The sequence below is a fragment of the Actinoplanes sp. L3-i22 genome, assembly GCF_019704555.1.
Classification (GTDB): Bacteria; Actinomycetota; Actinomycetes; order Mycobacteriales; family Micromonosporaceae; genus Actinoplanes.
This window is the reverse complement of sequence record NZ_AP024745.1, coordinates 7204494-7221012: the sequence shown is the minus strand read 5'-3', so window position 1 is coordinate 7221012 and position 16519 is coordinate 7204494. Positions and strand designations below refer to the sequence as shown.

The window sequence follows — 16519 nt, the reverse complement described above, 5'->3', positions numbered from 1 at the left end:
CCAGGATGCGGCCCGGAGCGTGATCAGCTCACGCGCGGGCACCCGATTGGGCACGTATCCGCACGCAAGGTGTTCCAGACCGGCACGCCGCCGACCGTCGCCGGTGGGCCGAGCACCGCGCTGAGCAGCTTCGTCAGGGCCGCCGGGTGGGTGGAACCGGGCAACAGCACCACGATCGCGGCCTTCCAGTGGCCGAGGTCCTCGAGGACGTCGGCACGCTGGGCCAGGGTCAGTTCGGGTACCGTCCCGGTCGCCCGGACCTGGTCCAGCAGCGTGGTCGTGAAGCGCGGCGGCGAGGTCCAGGCCGCGGTGATGTCGGCCGGCGGGTCCTTCGGGCCCATGAAGTAGCCGTTCGGCATCGGGTACGCCGAGGTGCTCATCGCGCCCAGCCGCATCGCCTCCCGCCCGGTGGTCCGGTCCGGCAGCGGCACGATCACCACGCTCCGCGCGTCGCCGTGCAGGTAGGGCCGCCACATCCGCTGGGCGAAGAAGGCCGGCACGGGCGGGGCCGGCCAGGTCGGCAGCGGCCGGGGGAACAGCGGCACGAGCGCCACCGCCAGGCCCGCGACGGCCAGCGCGCGGGGCGCCCGGCCGGCCGCGAGGGCCAGCAGGAGCCCGGCGATCGCGGTCGCCCCCAGCGCGTAGCGGGGCGTCGTGACCAGGTCGAGGATCGGCACGTGCAGGGTCCAGGCCAGCGGCGACGGCGGCCCGCCGGGCGCGCCGCCCGGGCGGAAGTGCGAGCCGAACGACATCACCAGCAGCACCAGCCCGGCGAACGCGCCGGCCCGGGCGGCGGCCGAGCGCCACAGCACCCCGGCCGCCAGAATGATCATCACGGTGGCGGCCGGGCCCCAGAACGCGGCCTCCTCGCTGGGGGCGAGACTGACCCGCGCCGCGTCCGCGGCCGAGCCGAAGACCGCGCCGCGGGGCAGGGTGACCAGCGAGCCCAGCGACGTGGCGAACTGGTCGAGGACGAACGGCTGCCCGCGGTAGTGGCCCGGTCCGGCGAACTGGTAGTAGAGCGGATAGCTGAGCAGGAGCCCGGACAGCCCGGCCGCGACGCCCAGCCCGGCGGCCATCCGCGGGGCCGCCTCGCGCGCGGTCCGGGGCCGCTGCACGGCGTACGCCGCGACGAACAGGGCCAGCGCGATCGCGGTCATCAGCAGCAGCTCCTCGTGCAGGAACACCTGGACCACGATCAGCAGACCGAGAATGATCCCGCCGCGCCGGACCCGCCCGGGCTCGCGCAGCCGCAGCGCCTGGTCGACGAGGAACGGCAGCACGAACCCGCAGGTGAAGTTGATCTGGCCGCCCGCGTGCGCGAGCCAGCCCGGCGCGAACCCGCCCCACAGCCCGCCGGCCCAGGCCGCCCACGGGCTCGCGCCCAGCCGCCGCCGCAGCAGCCAGTGCCAGGCCGCCGCGGTCCCGGCCAGCCCGCCGGTGACCACCACCGCGACGCTCACGCCCGGCCCGAACAGGTGCGTGACCGGGGCGAGCGGCAGGCTGACCGCCAGCATCGAGGTGTTCGCCATCATGTTCACCCCGGCCGGGACGTTCAGCCGGTCGGAGTGCAGCGGCGCCGCGCCGTGGAACACCACGCGTTCCCCGTGCGCCATCACGAACAGGAAGAACGCGTGATCACCACGGTTGCCGGCCAGCAGCCGGGTGGACGGGCCGGCCCACAGCTGACCGGTCACCCAGACACTGAGCAGGACATAAGAGACACGAGCCCACACCAGACCATTCTTTCCGTACGGGCGTAGCCGCGCACGGGCGCGCTTGGTGCCGTACCCAATCCGATTTTGTTTTGTCGTGAACCGGGAGGTGCGGCCGCAGCCGATCGCTCAATCTTTCCGGCCGCAGGCCGACAGGAAGGTCAGGAGAGGGGAGGGCCATGGCACGCGGGCGGCGGTTGACGCCGACGGCGCGGGTCCGCATCCTCTCGGCGGTCCTGGTGCTGGTCGTCGTGGTCGTGCAGGTGATGATCTGGCGGGTGGCCGGCACCCCGGCGGCGCACCACCTGAACGTGTCGCTACTGGCCGCCCTCGCGGTGCTGTTCGCCCTGGTGGAGCGGTTCAACGTGACGTTCCCGGTGCGGCGCGGCACGCACTCGATGAGCCTGAGCGAGATCCCGCTGATCCTCGCCCTGCTGATGATCCACCCGGTGCTGCTGGTGCCGGTCCGGCTGGTCGGCGCGCTCGCCGGGCTGGCCCTGCTGCGCGGTCAGCGCGGCAGTAAGCTGCTGTTCAACACCGCGCTCTACCTGATCCAGGCGGCGGTGGCCGCGGTGGTCTTCGACGTCTGCCACGGCACGGCCGACCCCTACGGCCCGCTCGGCTGGCTGGCCGCCTACGCCGCCGCGTTCGCCGCCGACCTGGTGTCGATCGTGCTGGTCACCGCGGTGATCGCGATCCACGACGACAGCCAGGAGTGGCGCCGGCTGCTGACCGCCGACGTCCAGCAGTTGTTCCAGATGCCGCTGGTCGCGGTCACCACCACGCTCGCGCTGGTCACCGCGCTGCTGGTGCGGCAGGAGGGCTACGCGGCGCTGCTGCTCGCGGTGCTCGCCTTCGCCGCCCAGCGGGTGTTCCACCGCTACGCCCAGCAGACCACCACCCATCAGCAGGTGGAGAACCTGTACCGGTTCACCGGGTCGCTGGACGGGCTGACCAGCGCCGACGAGGTGGCCCGCACGGTCCTCGGCCAGGCCCGGGACCTGCTGCGGGCGCAGGAGGCGGCACTGATGGTGACCGGCCCGGAGGACGGCGAGCCGGTGCTGATGCGGCTGCACGGGCCGGAGGACTGCGAGGTCGTACCGGTGACCCTGGCCCTGCAGTGGTGGATGCCGGCCCGGGCCGGCGAGCCGGTGCTGTGGCCCGGGGCGATCGCGGTGCCGCTGCGGCTCGGCCAGACCGTCGGGGTGCTGATGGTCAAGGGCAGCCTGTCCGACTCGGAGTACTTCACCGCCGAGCACCTGCAGCTCATGCAGGCGGTGTCGGCGCACGCCGGCGCCGCGCTCTCCGAGGCGCGCCTGCTGGAGCGGCTGCAGCACATCGCCTCGCACGATCCGCTGACCGGCCTGCCCAACCGGTAGTTGTTCCTGACCGCCCTGCGGGAGGCGATCGACGCGGCCCGGGAGCACGGCGGCGTGGTCGGCGTGCTGCTGCTCGACCTGGACCGGTTCAAGGACGTCAACGACGCGCTCGGGCACGACATCGGCGAGGACCTGCTGCGGCGGATCGGGCGGCGGCTGCGGGAGCGGTATGCCCGGCACGGCACCGTCGCCCGGTTCGGCGGGGACGAGTTCGCCCTGATCATCCGGGACCTGCCGGGGGAGCGGGAGATCCTCGCGCTGGCCGAGGACGTCCGGCGCACCGTCGCCCGGCCCGCCCCGGTCGGCGGCCTCAGCCTGGTCGCGCAGGCCAGCATCGGGGTCTGCGTCGCCCCGGAGCACGGCACCGACCCGGACCGGCTGCTGCGCCGCGCGGACCTGGCGATGTACGCCGCCAAGGACTCGCACAGCGGAGTGCGGATCTACGACCCGGACGACGACCGGGACACCGCCCGCCGGCTGATCCTGATGACCGCGCTGCGCGCCGACGTCGCCGCGGGCGCGCTGACCGTCGTCTACCAGCCCAAGGTCTCGCCGAGCACCGGGCGGGTGCTGGGCGCCGAGGCGCTCACCCGCTGGCAGTACGAGGGCCGCCCGGTCCCGCCCGACGAGTTCATCCCGCTCGCCGAACGCTCCGGGCTGATGTGGCCGCTGACCCGGCACGTGCTGGACACCGCGCTGGCCGAGTGCGCGTCCTGGCGCGCCGGCGGGCACGACATGTCGGTCGCGGTCAACCTGTCCCCCGACCTGCTCGCCGACCAGACCGTGGCCGGCCAGGTCCAGGAGGCGCTCGACCGGCACGGGCTGCCGGCCCGGGCGCTCACCCTGGAGATCACCGAGAACGGCATCATGGCCGACCCGGAGAACGCCCGTCGCACCCTGGACACCCTGTTCGCGCTCGGTGTCACCCTGTCGATCGACGACTTCGGCACCGGGCACTCGTCGCTGGGCCGGCTCGCCCACCTGCCGATCCACGAGATGAAGATCGACAAGAGCTTCATCCGGCACATCGTGACCGACCGGAACCGGCGGGCGGTCACCGACGCCGCGCTGCAGCTGGCCCGCGCGCTGGACCTGACCGTGGTCGCCGAGGGCGTCGAGGAGCAGGCCGAGCTCGACTACCTGCGGCAGCACGGCTGTGACGCGGTCCAGGGCTACCTGGTGTCCCGGCCGATCCCGGCCGCCGCGTTCCGGGACTGGCTGGCCGAGCGGCACGCGCCGGCCGCGGCCTGATCAGGCCTCCGGGTCCAGCAGGTAGCCCGCGCCCCGGATGGTGCGGATGGTGTCCCGGCCGAACGGGCGGTCGACCTTGTCGCGCAGGTAGCGCACGTACACGTCGACGACGTTCGAGCCGCCGTCGTACGCGACGTCCCAGACGTGCTCGATCAGATAGGTCCGGGTGAGCGTCTCGCCGGCCCGCCGCATCAGCTCGTGCAGCAGCGCGAACTCCTTCGCCGACAGCGGGATCGGCGTCGTGCCGCGGTGCACCGAGCGGGTCGCCGGGTCCAGCGCCAGATCGCCGACGCGCAGCACGACCGGCCGCTGGGCCGGCTCCCGGCGGGTCAGCGCCCGCACCCGGGCCAGCAGCTCGTCGAACGCGAACGGCTTGGTCAGGTAGTCGTCGGCGCCGGCGTCCAGGCCGCGGACCTTGTCGTCGGTGCCGTCGCGGGCGGTCAGCATCAGCACCGGGACCCAGCGCTGCCGCTCCCGGATCCGCCGGCAGACCTCGAAACCGTCCGGGGCCGGGATCATCGCGTCCAGGATCACCGCGTCGAAGTCGTTCTCGACGATCGACCAGACCGCGTCCGCGCCGGTCCCGACGGTGTCCACGGCATAGCCGGCCCGGCGCAGCCCGCGCACCACCATCGACGCCATGGCCGCGTCGTCCTCGACCACCAGCACGCGCACAGCAGCCAGCATAGGGGCACGTAAGGTCGACCCTGTGCGGCGTCTGATCCCCACGTCCCTGCGTGCCCGGCTGGCCCTGGTCTTCGGGCTCGGCACCTCCGCCGTGCTCCTGGTCTCGCTGTCGCTGCTCTACGTCGCGCTCGCCCACCAGCTCGACGCCGCCGTCGACACCGACCTGACCGCGCGCAGCGACGACCTGCTCGCCAGCGTCCGCGGTCACGACCTGGGCGCGGTGCACGGCGATCCGATCGCCCAGCTCTACGCCGCCGACGGCACGCCGGTCGCCACCGCGGCCGCGATCCGCGACCAGATCCTGCTGACCCCCGAGCAGGTCCGCGCGGTGCGGGGCCGCACCTTCACCGACGGGACCCTGCCGTCCCGGCCGACCGGCGTCCCGATGCCGGTCCGGCTGCTGTCCCGGCCGGTCGGCAGCACCGGCCAGGTCCTCACCGTGGCCCTGCCGCTGTCCGCGATCGATCGCGCCGGGACCCGCCAGTTGATCGTCCTCGCGCTGGCCACCCCGGTGCTGATCGTGGCCCTCGCCGCGCTCGGCCGGCTGCTGCTGCGGGCCGCGCTGCGCCCGGTCGACGCGCTCACCCGGGAGGCCGCGGCGATCTCCAGCCTGGACTCCGACCGGCGGCTGCCGGCGGTGCCCGGCGACGACGAGATCGCCCGGCTGGCCGCCACGCTCAGCGGCATGCTGTCCCGGCTGTCGGTCGCCTTCCACCGGGAACGCGCGTTCGTCGACGACGCCAGCCACGAGCTGCGGACCCCGATCGCGGTGCTGCGCGGCGAGATCGACCTGGCCCTCGCCGCGGTCGACGACCCGGCCGAGGTCCGCGAGTCGCTGCTGGCCGCGCAGGGCCAGGTGGTCCGGCTGGGCCGGCTCGCCGAGGACCTGCTGCTGCTCGCCCGGGAGCGGGCCGGCACCCTAGTGGTGCACCGCGCGCCGACCGACGTGACCGATCTTGCCCAGGCCGAGGCGCGCGTCCTCGCGCCGATAAATCAACTGCGGATCTCCGTGTACGGCGACCCGGCGCTCGCCGAGGCGGACACCGACCGGCTGCGTCAGGTGCTGGGCAACCTCGCCGCGAACAGCGGTGCGGCCGGCGCCGGCGAGGTCCGGGTGACCGTGACCGCCGGCCGCGGCGGGGCCGTCGACCTGGAATGGGCCGACGACGGGCCCGGCTTCCCGCCCGGCCTGCTCGACTCCGCGTTCGAACGGTTCGTCCGCGGGGACGCGGCCCGGTCGGCCACCGGCGGGGCCGGGCTCGGGCTGTCGATCGTGCGGGCGGTCGTCACCGGCCACGGCGGCACCGTCGAGCTGCGCAACGGGCCGCCGCTGGGTGGCGCGGTGGTGACCGTGCGGCTTACGGCTTCGGCGCCGGGGCGACCGGGTTCAGGGCCCACTCCACGGTGACGGTGACGGACAGCTGCTGGCGGCCCGGCTCGATCGGGACGCTCGCGTCGGCGTACGTCATGCTCTTCAGGCCCATCGGGCCGCTGTAGCCGGGAGCGTCCTCGCTGACCCGGACCACCCGGCCGAGCGGGCGGCCCGCCGCGTGGGCGTAGACCTCGGCCTTGGCGCGCGCGTCGGCGAACGCCTTCTTCCGGGCCTCGGTGAGCAGCGCGGCGTCGTCCTCGATCGCGAACGAGACGCCGTTGAGCCGCGCGGCGTCCCCGCCCGCCGCGACGGCCGCGGAGATGAGCGCCCCGGCCTTCGGCAGGTTCCGGATCTTCGCCACCAGGCCCTGGTTCACCGTGTAGCCGGTGATCCGGTCGTCCTTGCCGCGCCGCGCGGTGATGCCGATGTCCGAGGTCTGCGCGTCGGCGGTGGACAGTCCGCCGCGGACCAGCGCGTCGCGCATCCTGGCAGTGGCGGCGTTGGCCCGGTTCAGCGCGTCGCCGACGGTGGACGCACTGGTCTCCACCCCGAAGTTCGCGGTCAGGGTGTCGGGCTTGCCGGACACCTGGCCGGTGCCGGTGACCAGGATGCTCTCCGGCGAGGTCTCGGCGGACGGTGAGCCGGCCGTGGCCCCGGCCGGGCTCGCGGGCAGCACGGACGCGGGCACGGTGAGCGCCACCAGGGTGGCGAGGAGCGGCAGAGTCTTGCGTGTCTTGATCATTTTCCTACCTTCAGGGCTATATTTCTCCCAATTTATGTGGTATCGGGTGGTTAAGTGCCGCATTACCGATATTCGGGGGCGTCTCGGGGCGGATCATCGGATTCATCGCCCCGGCCGGCCGGGTGCGACACTTACCGGCATGGACGTTCGGGCACGGAGCAACATCACCTTCGCGGGCCGGGCCGACGGTCCGGTGGTGATGCTCGCCCACGGGTTCGGATGCGACCAGAACATGTGGCGGCAGGTCACCGCCCGCCTGGGCGAGCAGTCCCGGCTGCTGCTCTTCGACTACGTCGGCGCGGGCCGCTCCGACCCGGCGGCCTGGGACCCGGAGCGGTACTCGACCCTCGACGGCTACGCCCGCGACGTCCTGGAGATCTGCCGGGACCTCGACCTGCGTGACGTGATCTTCGTCGGCCACTCGGTCAGCTCGATGATCGGGGTGCTGGCCGCCGCCGCGGAGCCGGACCGGTTCGCCGGGCTGGTCCTGCTGACGCCGTCGCCGTGTTACATCGACCAGGACGACTACCGCGGCGGGTTCAGCCGCGCGGACATCGACGAGCTGCTGGACTCGCTGGACAGCAACTACCTGGGCTGGTCGGCCACCATGGCCCCGGTGATCATGGGGAACCCGGACCGGCCGGAGCTGGGCCAGGAGCTGACCGACAGCTTCTGCCGCACCGACCCGGCCGTCGCCAGGTCGTTCGCCCGGGTCACCTTCCTGTCCGACCAGCGCGCCGACCTGTCCCGGGTGACCGTGCCGACGCTGGTGCTGGAGTCGGCGAACGACGCGATCGCGCCGCCCGAGGTCGGCGCGTACGTCCACGCCCGGATCCCGGGCAGCCGGCTGGTCACCCTGGACGCCACCGGACACTGCCCGCAGCTGAGCGCGCCGCAGGCCACCGCCCAGGCCATCGCCGCCTTCGTGGCTTCCGTGACCGGGCGCCGGTGACCGAGCCCGCACCGCGCACCGGGTCGCGCCGCATCCCGGTGCAGGCGTCGGCGTTTCCGGCGATGCTGGAGGACAACATCGACGACCTGTACGACACCGCGCCGTGCGGCAACCTGTCGACGCTGCTGGACGGCACGATCGCCAAGATCAATACGACGTTGCTGGGCTGGCTGGGGTACACCCGCGAAGAACTCGTCGGGCAAAAGCGCTTCAGCGACCTGCTCACCGTCGGCGGGCGGCTCTACCACGAGACCCACTTCGCGCCGCTGCTGCAGATGCGGGGTGAGGTCAACGGGATCGCCCTCGAACTCCGGCGCGCGGACGGCTCCCGGCTGCCGGTGCTCGTCACGTCCGCGATCAAGACCGGCATCGACGGCCAGCCGATGCTGATCCGCACCACCGTCTTCGACGCGCGCGAACGTCGCGCGTACGAGCAGGAACTGCTGCACGCCCGGCGCGAGGCCGACGCCGAGCGGGAACGCCTGCGCGGGCTGATCGCCGGGCTGCAGCACAGTCTCCTGCCGGACATGCTGCTCGCGCCGCCGGGGATGCGGGCCGCCGCGTACTACCACATGGCGTCCGCGGATCGGATCGGCGGCGACTTCTACGACCTGTTCCCGCTCGACGGCGGGCGATGGGGGTTCTTCCTCGGCGACGTGTGCGGCAAAGGGCTCGCGGCGGCGGCCACCACGGCGGCGGCCCGGTACACCCTGCGTACCGCGGCGGCGTACGAGCCGGCGCCGGCCGCGGTGCTGGCGCACCTCAACACCGTTCTGCGCCAGGGCTATGACAGCGACTCGCACCGGCACTGCACGGTCGTCTTCGGGACGCTGGTCCCCACCGCGGGCGGCTGCTCGATCACCATCGCCGGGGGCGGGCATCCCGCCCCGATGCTGCTGCGCGCCGACGGCACGGTCGAAGCCCAGCCGACCACCGGTGGGACCCTGATCGGCAGCCTGCGGACGCCGCGCATCGTGACGCGGACCCTCGACCTGGCACCCGGCGACACGCTGATCCTCTACAGCGACGGGCTGCTCGAAGCGCATGCCGGGCCGAGCCCGGAGCGGTACGGCGAGGAGGCGTTACAGGCCTTCCTGGCCGGGCTCGCGCCCACCACGGCTCCGGCTGCGGTCGACGCGCTGACCGGCCTCCTCACCACCCTCGGCCACATCGACGACGACGTTGCCCTGATGGCCCTGTCCTTCGGCGCCGCCTGATCCCGAGCTGACCGGCTGCCTCGCGCCGGTCCCAGCTGGTGGCCCGGCCGCGGGTCCATCGTGCCGATGCCGCCGCCACGTCTCGGCCGCTGCCATGATGCCGAGGGTCCAGGGATCGGTGCTTCCCGTCCCGATCTCCGCCCACACGTTCGCGTTGGCCTCGGCGAACGCCGTGATCCCCGCGGCCGGCGCGGCCCGCCAGGACGGGATCCGCCCGGCCTGCTGTTCGGCTTGGGCGGGGCGGTGGCCGGCGGTGATCAGCCAGCTCACCCAGTAGGCGGCGTCGAGCCAGGCAGCGCCGCGGGTGGCCCAGCCCCAGTCGACGATGCGGGCCTCTTCGCCGGTGACGAGGACGTTGGCCGGGTTCAGGTCGGTGTGCAGCAGGCTCTCGCCGGCGAAGTGGTGCAGCAGATCCTTGCTGGTGTAGGCGGCGAGCCGCTGCTCGGCCAGTCGCAGGGTCGTGTCCGGGCAGCGCAGCTCGCCGATGCGGGCGAGGAGCCGGGCGACGTGTCCGAGATCCGGCGAGCCCGGCGTGTAGTCGGCGCGGTGCCCTTCGAGGGCCTCGAAGACGAGGACGTCCCAGCCGGCCTCGACGATCCGCGCGATCAGGGCCGCTCCGACGGTGGCGACGTGCGGCGCGACCTCTGCTTCGCGTTGCTGGGTCCAGGCCCAGCGATGCGCGACCGGCAGGGCCTTGACGAAGTAGCGGCCGCCGGGAGTGTGCAGCCTGGCGGCGACGGAGCTGTTGAGCCCTTCAGCCGCCGAGTCGGCGGCGATGACGGGCCCGATGATCGCGCCGACGTGCTCCTGGACGGAGTCCGGCAGCTCCCGGTAGGCGATGCGGGTCGGCGACAAGCTGAGTCCCTGTGTCGTGCGTGCCATCTCGCAAATCAAACGACCAAAGGCTTTCCCGTACGTTCGTTCCGCGCCCGTACCCGGAAATGGGTTTTGGTCAGGGGGTTTCTGGTTCGGAGCGGGCTGTTTCGGTGACCTTGTCGAGCAGGGACTTGAGGGTGGCCAGCTCGTGGGGGTGCAGGGCCTGGGCGAGTCGTTCGTCGAGGTGGGCGACTCGGGCGTCGGCGCGGGTGAACAGGTCGGTGCCGGCGGGGGTCAGGCGGATCTCGATGAGGGTGCCGTGCACGGGGTGCGGGCGGCGCTCGATCAGGCCTCGCTGCTCCAGGCGGCCGAGCGTGCTGTTCATCGTCTGCGGCGTGACCGCGCACCGGCGGGCCAGCTCGGCGGCCGTGATGCCGTCGTTGTCGGACAGGACGGCGAGCGCGCTCTGCTGGGCCGGGGTCATCGCGAACTCGCGCAGCACCCGTTCCTTGGCGGCCTGAGTCGTCTGCTCGGCGCGTTTGACGTAGCCCAGCAGGCGCTCGGAGTAGTGCACGTCACCCACCTTAACAGGTTGCGCATTGCTATCAGCATGCTGTTGGCTATTCGACATCTGATAACCATCGGCATCGGGAGAGTCTCGTGCAACCCTCACCGCGGCGCTGGCTCGTCCTGGCGATCGGCATGATCGCCATGACCAGCGGCTGCGCCTTCCAGTTCGGCCTCGCCTATCTGATCCCCGCCCTGCGCGCCGACGGCCTGTCCCTGGCCACCGCCGGACTGATCGCCGCCGCGCCCACCGCCGGGCTGCTCACCACGCTGATCGCCTGGGGCGCCGCGGCCGACCGGTGGGGCGAGCGTCTCGTGCTCTCCGCCGGGCTGGCCGGGTCCGGCGCGATCCTGCTGGTCGCCACCCGGATGCACGACCCGGTCCGGCTCGGGCTGTGCTTCCTGCTGGCCGGCGCCGCGGGCGCCGCCGTGCACGCCTCCAGCGGCCGGCTGATCATGGGGTGGTTCCGGGCCGAGGAGCGCGGGCTGGCCATGGGCCTGCGGCAGACCGCTCAGCCCGCGGGGGTCGCGGTCGCCGCCGTGGCGCTGCCCGCGCTCTCCGGGTCCGGGGTGGCGCCCGCGATCCTGCTGCTCGCCGTGCTGAGCCTGGCCTCGGCCGGGCTGGTCGCCGTGCTGGTCCGCGACCCGGCCCGGGTGACGACCGGGGACGCCGCACGAACCGGCTCGCCCTACCGCACACCGGTGCTGTGGCGGGTGCACGCCGCCAGCGCGCTGCTGATCGTGCCGCAGTTCACCGTCGCCACGTTCGCGCTGGTCTTCCTGGTCGACCAGCACCACTTCACGGCCACCGCGGCCGGACGCGTGCTCGCCGCGGGGCAGATCGGCGGCGCGGTCGCCCGGCTGGCCGCGGGCTGGTGGTCCGACCGGGCGGGTTCCCGGCTGCGTCCGATGCGGACCGTGGCGCTGGCGATCGTCGCCGTCGTCGCCCTGCTGGCCGCCACCGCGCCGACCGGATTCTCGGTCGCCGTGCTGCTGGCCGCCGCGGTCCTCACGGTCAGTCCGAACGGTCTGGCGTTCACCGCGGTCGCCGAGTACGCGGGACGGGACTGGTCGGGCCGGGCGCTCGGCATCCAGAACACGGCCCAGAATGCGGTCGGCACGGCCACCCCGCCGGCGATCGGCGCGCTGATCGGCGCGATCGGGTACGGGCCGGCGTTCGCCACCATCCTGATCTTTCCGCTGCTGGCCGCCGCCGTCATCCCGGTGGAGCCACGCCCCGGCACGCGTCGACCGGTAAGTCCCGGCACGCCGGTGACCGCCCGCGCCTGACCCTCGTCCGCTCAGATCCTGGAGATGTCATGAACCCCTTCCGTACCGTTCCCGCCCTGACCGAGCATGCCGCCCGCGCCATGCTCGACGCCGCCCTGGCCGCGGCCGAGCGCAGCGGCATCCCGTCGTCGATCGCCGTGGTCGACGCCGGTGGGCACCTGACCGCGTTCGCCCGGATGGACGGCGCGCCGGTCATCACCGTGCAGGTGGCGACCGACAAGGCGTACACCGCGGCCGGATTCGGGCTGTCCACCGCGGCCTGGCACGAGATGCTGGAGCGCGACGCGCCGCTGGCGCTCGGCGTGCCCGCCCAGATCCAGCGGATCGTCACGTTCGGCGGCGGGCTTCCGATCACCGCCGGTCGGCAGACGGTCGGCGGGATCGGGGTCAGCGGCGGCCACTGGAGCGACGACGAACGAATCGCGTCAGCGGGCCTGGCCGCCATCGCCCACTCCGCCCTCGAAGGTCAGGCGGGGTCGTAGGCGCCGGCGGCGAACTCCTCGATCAGCGACCGGCGGGACGGCTTCCAGGCCAGCTCGCGACGGGCCTTCTCGCCGGTGGCCTGCTGGTCGAGCAGCAGGGCCGCGCCGAAGCCGCCGAGCCGCTCGACCAGCGCGGTGGCGTCCTCGGGCACCACCCGGCCGTCGAGACCCAGCCGGCGGGAGGCGGCCTCGCCCAGCTCGCGGACCGTCGGGTTGTCGCCGCTGACGCCGAGGTACACCGAACCGCTCTCGGCCTGGTCGAGCGCCGCCACGTACAGCTCGGCCAGGTCGTCGACGTGCACGCTGGTCCAGTGCTGGGTGCCCGGGCCGACCAGGCGCAGCGCGGCCGGGTCGCCGGTCCGCTCGCCCGCGAAGACCAGGGTGGGGATGCCGGCGCCGTTGCCGTAGACCAGGCCCGGCTCGATCAGGATCGACCGGATCCCGGCCGCGGTCAGGACCCGCGAGTCCAGCTCCTCGCGCCACGCGACCAGGGGCGGGGCGTTGCGCGGGGTGTCCTCGGTGAGGTCCGGCCCGGCGCCGTGCACCCAGACGCCACCGGTGCGCAGGAACGTGGCGCCCGGCCGCAGGCCGTCGAGGACGGCCTCGGCGAACGCGGTCTCGACCGTGCTGCTGGTCGCGTCGCCCGGCGAGGCGGTGGCGAGCACGGCTTCGGCATCGGCGGCCAGACGGCGTACCAAATCATGGTTTTGAATGTCGCCGATGACTGCCCCGGCGCCGGCGGCGCGGACGGTCGCCGCCTTCTCCGCGGAGCGCACCAGCGCCGTGACCGAGTGGCCCGCGGAGATCAGGGCGGGCAGGACCGCCGAGCCGATGTGGCCGGTGGCGCCGGTCAGGAAGACGTTCATGGGACGAGCTCCTCGCTCACGATCGGATGTCGGGGCCAAGACTGCCGGGGCCGGGTATTCGCCGCCAACGAATAGTTCCGATTTGGCTTATCGTCCTGGGCGATTACCATCGGCGGGGTGGAACAGCGTCAACTGCAGTACTTCGTGGCCGTCGCCGAGGAACTCAACTTCACCCGTGCCGCCCAGCGCAGCCATGCCGTGCAGTCGACGGTCTCGGCGAGCATCCGGGCGCTTGAGCGGCAGCTGGGTGCGCCGCTGTTCGAACGCAGCACCAGCCGGGTTGCGTTGACCGAGGCCGGTAAGGCGCTGCTGCCCGAGGCGCGCCGGGCGCTCGACGCCCTTGATCAGGCCCGGGCGGCGGTCGCCGGCCTGCACGAAGGGCTGACCGGGAGCCTGCGCGTCGGCACGCTGTCCGGGCTGACCGCGGTTGACCTGCCGGGGCTGGTCAGTGACTTCCGGGCCCGCCATCCCGGCGTGCGGCTGAGCTTGAGCATGGCGGCCGGGGGGACCGACGGGCTGCTGGCCGCGCTGCGGGCTCGCGAGCTCGACGTGACGTTCGTCGGTGTGCAGGTCGCGAGCGTGCCTGACCTGCGTCTGGATCCGATCGCCGAGTTCCAGCCGCGGCTGCTCGTGCCGGTCGGGCATCCGCTGGCCGAGCGGGGGGCGGTGAGTCCGGCCGAGCTGGCGGATGAGCCGTTCATCGATCTTCCGCCCGGCTTCTGCAATCGGATCCGCACCGACAACGATTTCCGGCGGGCGGGGGTCACCCGGACCATTGCGGTTGAGGTCAGCGACATCACCACCATTCCTGGGTACGTCGAGTCGGGCATCGGCCTGGCGCTGGTGCCGCCGCTGGCGGCCGAGGACGGTCATCGGGTCGCGTCCGTCGAACTGGATCCGCCGGCCGCGTCGTGGACCCTGGCCGCGGCCAGCCTCGGCGGCGGCGCGCCGAGTCCGGCGGTGCGGGCCTTCCTCGACCTGGTCGACGCGCACGTCGTGCGGCGGGACCGTTACTGATCAGAGGTGGTGCCGGGCCGTTGCCGCATGCGCTGTTTCGTGGCCCTGTCTCAGGGTATGGACACCGTAGTCCCGGCGGCCTCGTCAGTGACCAGAAGCCGCCGGCCGGGCGGCAATCGGACGCTTCCGCTGTCAAGGACGGCTCGAAGCCTCGCCACGCCATCCCGCCACCATGATTGAGGCGGGACACGGAGGAATTCGGCATCGAAAGTCAACCGCACCGCGATGTCGAGGTCGTTCCAGACCAGTTCGTCGTGGACGACTTCGGCCGTCTCCGGCGGCGTGCCGTCGCGGAGTACGGCCACCGTCATGGCGGAGCCGAGCTGGAGCCACCACATTCGCCGGCGGATCAAGTCTTCCACCGGCCACGGCTTGGCGCTCACCGGCCGGCGCAGCCGAGCGTCGGTGACCGCGACCGAGACGTCACCGTCTCGGTGCAGCGTCACCGTCGCACGAGGCTCGGGCGCGATCGCGTAATCCAGAATGTCGATGCTCATCAGGGCGGCAATCACCAAGGGCCAATCCTCGGCCGGACAGCTCCCGAAATACATCGCCGGCCGGCGCGCCACGGCTTCGCGAAAAGTCAGAGGCACAACGTCGACGGCCGAGTATGTGCGGCGATCATCCACGCGTCAATCATCGCACCTTCCGGACGGCATCCGGATCTGCCGCCGATAGGGCGATGCCGATCCGATCGCGGCGTGGGGATCGCGGGTGGACAGCAGGTTTGCGATCGGGACGCCGTGGCGGGCGGCCAGCTGGCGTCGCACGCGGACCTGGCGCTGGTGCGGGGGCGGAACTTCGGGTCCCGGCCACAGCCGCACGTCTCGAAACCGTCGTAGCGCAGGCCCGCGGTGAGGACCGCGGCCACGGCGATCCAGGCGGAGGTGTTCCGGCGCCGGGGTGCGGCGAAGTCGTGGCCCGCGTACGCCATGGGTACGCGGCATCGCGGGCACGGGTGTGTCACCCCGTCCCACGGCAGCTTGCTGCTGCGGCGGCACGGCACGCACACGTAGTGAACCTTGTAGACGATCGAGGAGTACCGGCACACGCGGCCAGGCTAACGGCCTGGCCCGGCGGGAGCGGCCGGATTTTCGCCCGCCGGGTCAGGCGGCGTGGGTCAGGCGGGTGTGTGGTCGGCGACGTGGGCGTCGATCTCCGCGAGGATCGCGGACTTGCCGGAGGGGTCGAGGAACGAGTAGCGGACGGCCTGGCGGGCCAGGTCGGCTACGCCGTGTTTGTCGAGTTCCAGCAGGTCGGCGGCTACCTGGTACTCGTGGTTGAGGGTGGTGGAGAACATCGGGGGGTCGTCGGAGTTGATGGTGACGGGGACTCCGGCGGCTACCAGGGTGGGCAGCGGGTGCTCGGCCAGGGACGGGGCGGAGCGGGTGCAGATGTTGGAGGTCGGGCAGATCTCCAACGGGATGTCGTGGTCGCGTAGGTGGGCCATCAGGGCCGGGTCCTGGGCGGCGGCGATGCCGTGGCCGATGCGTTCGGCGCCGAGGTGGTGCAGGGCGTCCCAGACGGTCTGCGGGCCGGTGGACTCGCCGGCGTGCGGGACGCTGTGCAGGCCGGCGGCTCGGGCGGCCGCGAAGTGGGTGGCGTAGCGCGCGCGGGGAATGCCGGCCTCCGGGCCGCCGAGGCCGAAACTGATCAGGCCGTCCGGGCGGTGGCGCAGGGCCACGTCCAGGGTGATGTCGGCGCCGGTCATGGTGGGCTCGCCCGGGATGTCGAAGCACCAGCGCAACTCGGTGCCGTGGTCGCGGGCCACCCGGCGGCGGGCGTCCTCGACCGCCTCGCAGTAGGCCTCGGCAGGGATGCCGCGGGTGACCGACGAGTACGGGGTGAGCGTCACCTCGGCGTAGCGCACCGACTGGGCGGCCAGGCCGGCGCCGATGTCGTAGGTCAGGGTGGCCACGTCGTCGACGTCGCGGATCAGGTCCACGACCGACAGGTAGACCTCGACGAAGTGGGCGAAGTCGGTGAACGTGAAGTACTCGGCCAGTTTGTCCGGGTCGGCCGGTACCGAGGTGGTGCCGGCGTGGCGTTCGGCCAGCCGGGCCACGGTCTGCGGTGTCGCCGAGCCGACGTGGTGGACGTGCAACTCCACCTTGGGCAGGCCGGCGATGAACTCGGTCAGGTCCGTCGTCATGTGCGTCCCCCTGG

At 73.0% G+C, this 16519-nt stretch carries 15 protein-coding genes; 8 read left to right on the top strand and 7 right to left on the bottom strand.

Features of this window, described 5'->3' with window-relative positions; genetic code table 11:
* Positions 1-23 precede the first annotated feature (23 nt).
* The gene (locus L3i22_RS32510; RefSeq protein WP_255657340.1) at positions 24-1736 is read right to left on the bottom strand and encodes a hypothetical protein; all 1713 of its coding nucleotides are present in this window, start codon (positions 1734-1736) and stop codon (positions 24-26) included.
* 158 nt (positions 1737-1894) lie between these two features.
* Between L3i22_RS32510 and L3i22_RS53880 the strand changes: the two genes are divergently transcribed.
* Together L3i22_RS53880 and L3i22_RS53875 are read left to right on the top strand one after the other, a co-directional pair.
* Positions 1895-3094, top strand: a complete 1200-nt coding sequence (locus tag L3i22_RS53880) for a GAF domain-containing protein (protein WP_255657339.1) — start codon at positions 1895-1897, stop codon at positions 3092-3094.
* Complete coding sequence (locus L3i22_RS53875; RefSeq protein ID WP_255657338.1) at positions 3095-4345, top strand: bifunctional diguanylate cyclase/phosphodiesterase; 1251 nt, start codon at positions 3095-3097, stop codon at positions 4343-4345. It abuts the gene before it with no gap.
* On the opposite strand, the gene L3i22_RS32500 is transcribed toward L3i22_RS53875, so the two are convergent.
* Positions 4346-5020: a response regulator transcription factor gene (locus L3i22_RS32500; protein ID WP_221321305.1), complete on the bottom strand. Its 675-nt coding sequence runs from the start codon at positions 5018-5020 to the stop codon at positions 4346-4348.
* Between the two features lie 34 nt (positions 5021-5054).
* On the opposite strand from L3i22_RS32500, the gene L3i22_RS32495 reads away from it, so the two are divergent.
* On the top strand, positions 5055-6440 hold the full coding sequence (locus tag L3i22_RS32495; RefSeq protein WP_255657337.1) for a cell wall metabolism sensor histidine kinase WalK: 1386 nt from the start codon (positions 5055-5057) through the stop codon (positions 6438-6440).
* Here L3i22_RS32495 and L3i22_RS32490 read toward each other — a convergent pair.
* Positions 6391-7146, bottom strand: coding sequence for an SIMPL domain-containing protein (locus L3i22_RS32490; RefSeq protein ID WP_221321303.1), 756 nt, complete (start codon positions 7144-7146; stop codon positions 6391-6393). The genes L3i22_RS32495 and L3i22_RS32490 overlap by 50 nt on opposite strands.
* Positions 7147-7285: 139 nt before the next feature.
* On the opposite strand from L3i22_RS32490, the gene L3i22_RS32485 reads away from it, so the two are divergent.
* Together L3i22_RS32485 and L3i22_RS32480 are read left to right on the top strand one after the other, a co-directional pair.
* On the top strand, positions 7286-8098 hold the full coding sequence (locus L3i22_RS32485; protein ID WP_221321302.1) for an alpha/beta fold hydrolase: 813 nt from the start codon (positions 7286-7288) through the stop codon (positions 8096-8098).
* On the top strand, positions 8095-9315 hold the full coding sequence (locus L3i22_RS32480) for a PP2C family protein-serine/threonine phosphatase (RefSeq protein WP_255657336.1): 1221 nt from the start codon (positions 8095-8097) through the stop codon (positions 9313-9315). Before L3i22_RS32485 ends, L3i22_RS32480 begins: the two co-directional genes overlap by 4 nt.
* A 952-nt stretch (positions 9316-10267) precedes the next feature.
* Here L3i22_RS32480 and L3i22_RS32475 read toward each other — a convergent pair.
* Positions 10268-10705 (bottom strand): MarR family winged helix-turn-helix transcriptional regulator, encoded by a 438-nt coding sequence (locus L3i22_RS32475; RefSeq protein WP_221321301.1) that lies wholly within the window; start codon positions 10703-10705, stop codon positions 10268-10270.
* An 86-nt stretch (positions 10706-10791) separates the two neighbouring features.
* Between L3i22_RS32475 and L3i22_RS32470 the strand changes: the two genes are divergently transcribed.
* On the top strand, positions 10792-11988 hold the full coding sequence (locus tag L3i22_RS32470; protein WP_221321300.1) for an MFS transporter: 1197 nt from the start codon (positions 10792-10794) through the stop codon (positions 11986-11988).
* A 29-nt stretch (positions 11989-12017) separates the two neighbouring features.
* Positions 12018-12470, top strand: a complete 453-nt coding sequence (locus L3i22_RS32465) for a heme-binding protein (protein ID WP_221321299.1) — start codon at positions 12018-12020, stop codon at positions 12468-12470.
* On the opposite strand, the gene L3i22_RS32460 is transcribed toward L3i22_RS32465, so the two are convergent.
* Positions 12455-13336, bottom strand: coding sequence for an NAD-dependent epimerase/dehydratase family protein (locus L3i22_RS32460; protein WP_221321298.1), 882 nt, complete (start codon positions 13334-13336; stop codon positions 12455-12457). The two genes, L3i22_RS32465 and L3i22_RS32460, sit on opposite strands and share 16 nt — an antisense overlap.
* 117 nt (positions 13337-13453) lie before the next feature.
* Between L3i22_RS32460 and L3i22_RS32455 the strand changes: the two genes are divergently transcribed.
* Positions 13454-14353, top strand: a complete 900-nt coding sequence (locus tag L3i22_RS32455; protein ID WP_221321297.1) for a LysR family transcriptional regulator — start codon at positions 13454-13456, stop codon at positions 14351-14353.
* 50 nt (positions 14354-14403) lie between these two features.
* On the opposite strand, the gene L3i22_RS32450 is transcribed toward L3i22_RS32455, so the two are convergent.
* Both L3i22_RS32450 and L3i22_RS32445 read right to left on the bottom strand, forming a co-directional pair.
* Positions 14404-14982, bottom strand: coding sequence for a hypothetical protein (locus L3i22_RS32450; RefSeq protein WP_221321296.1), 579 nt, complete (start codon positions 14980-14982; stop codon positions 14404-14406).
* Between the two features lie 491 nt (positions 14983-15473).
* Positions 15474-16505, bottom strand: a complete 1032-nt coding sequence (locus L3i22_RS32445; protein WP_221321295.1) for an adenosine deaminase — start codon at positions 16503-16505, stop codon at positions 15474-15476.
* Positions 16506-16519: the final 14 nt, after the last annotated feature.

What these genes read in the sequence shown, in the direction of transcription:
- L3i22_RS53880 (WP_255657339.1), top strand. Translation starts at nt 1,895, where the DNA reads ATGGCACGCGGGCGGCGGTTGACGCCGACGGCGCGGGTCCGCATCCTC.
- L3i22_RS32490 (WP_221321303.1), bottom strand. Translation starts at nt 7,146, where the DNA reads ATGATCAAGACACGCAAGACTCTGCCGCTCCTCGCCACCCTGGTGGCG.
- L3i22_RS32485 (WP_221321302.1), top strand. Translation starts at nt 7,286, where the DNA reads ATGGACGTTCGGGCACGGAGCAACATCACCTTCGCGGGCCGGGCCGAC.
- L3i22_RS32465 (WP_221321299.1), top strand. Translation starts at nt 12,018, where the DNA reads ATGAACCCCTTCCGTACCGTTCCCGCCCTGACCGAGCATGCCGCCCGC.
- L3i22_RS32460 (WP_221321298.1), bottom strand. Translation starts at nt 13,336, where the DNA reads ATGAACGTCTTCCTGACCGGCGCCACCGGCCACATCGGCTCGGCGGTC.
- L3i22_RS32445 (WP_221321295.1), bottom strand. Translation starts at nt 16,505, where the DNA reads ATGACGACGGACCTGACCGAGTTCATCGCCGGCCTGCCCAAGGTGGAG.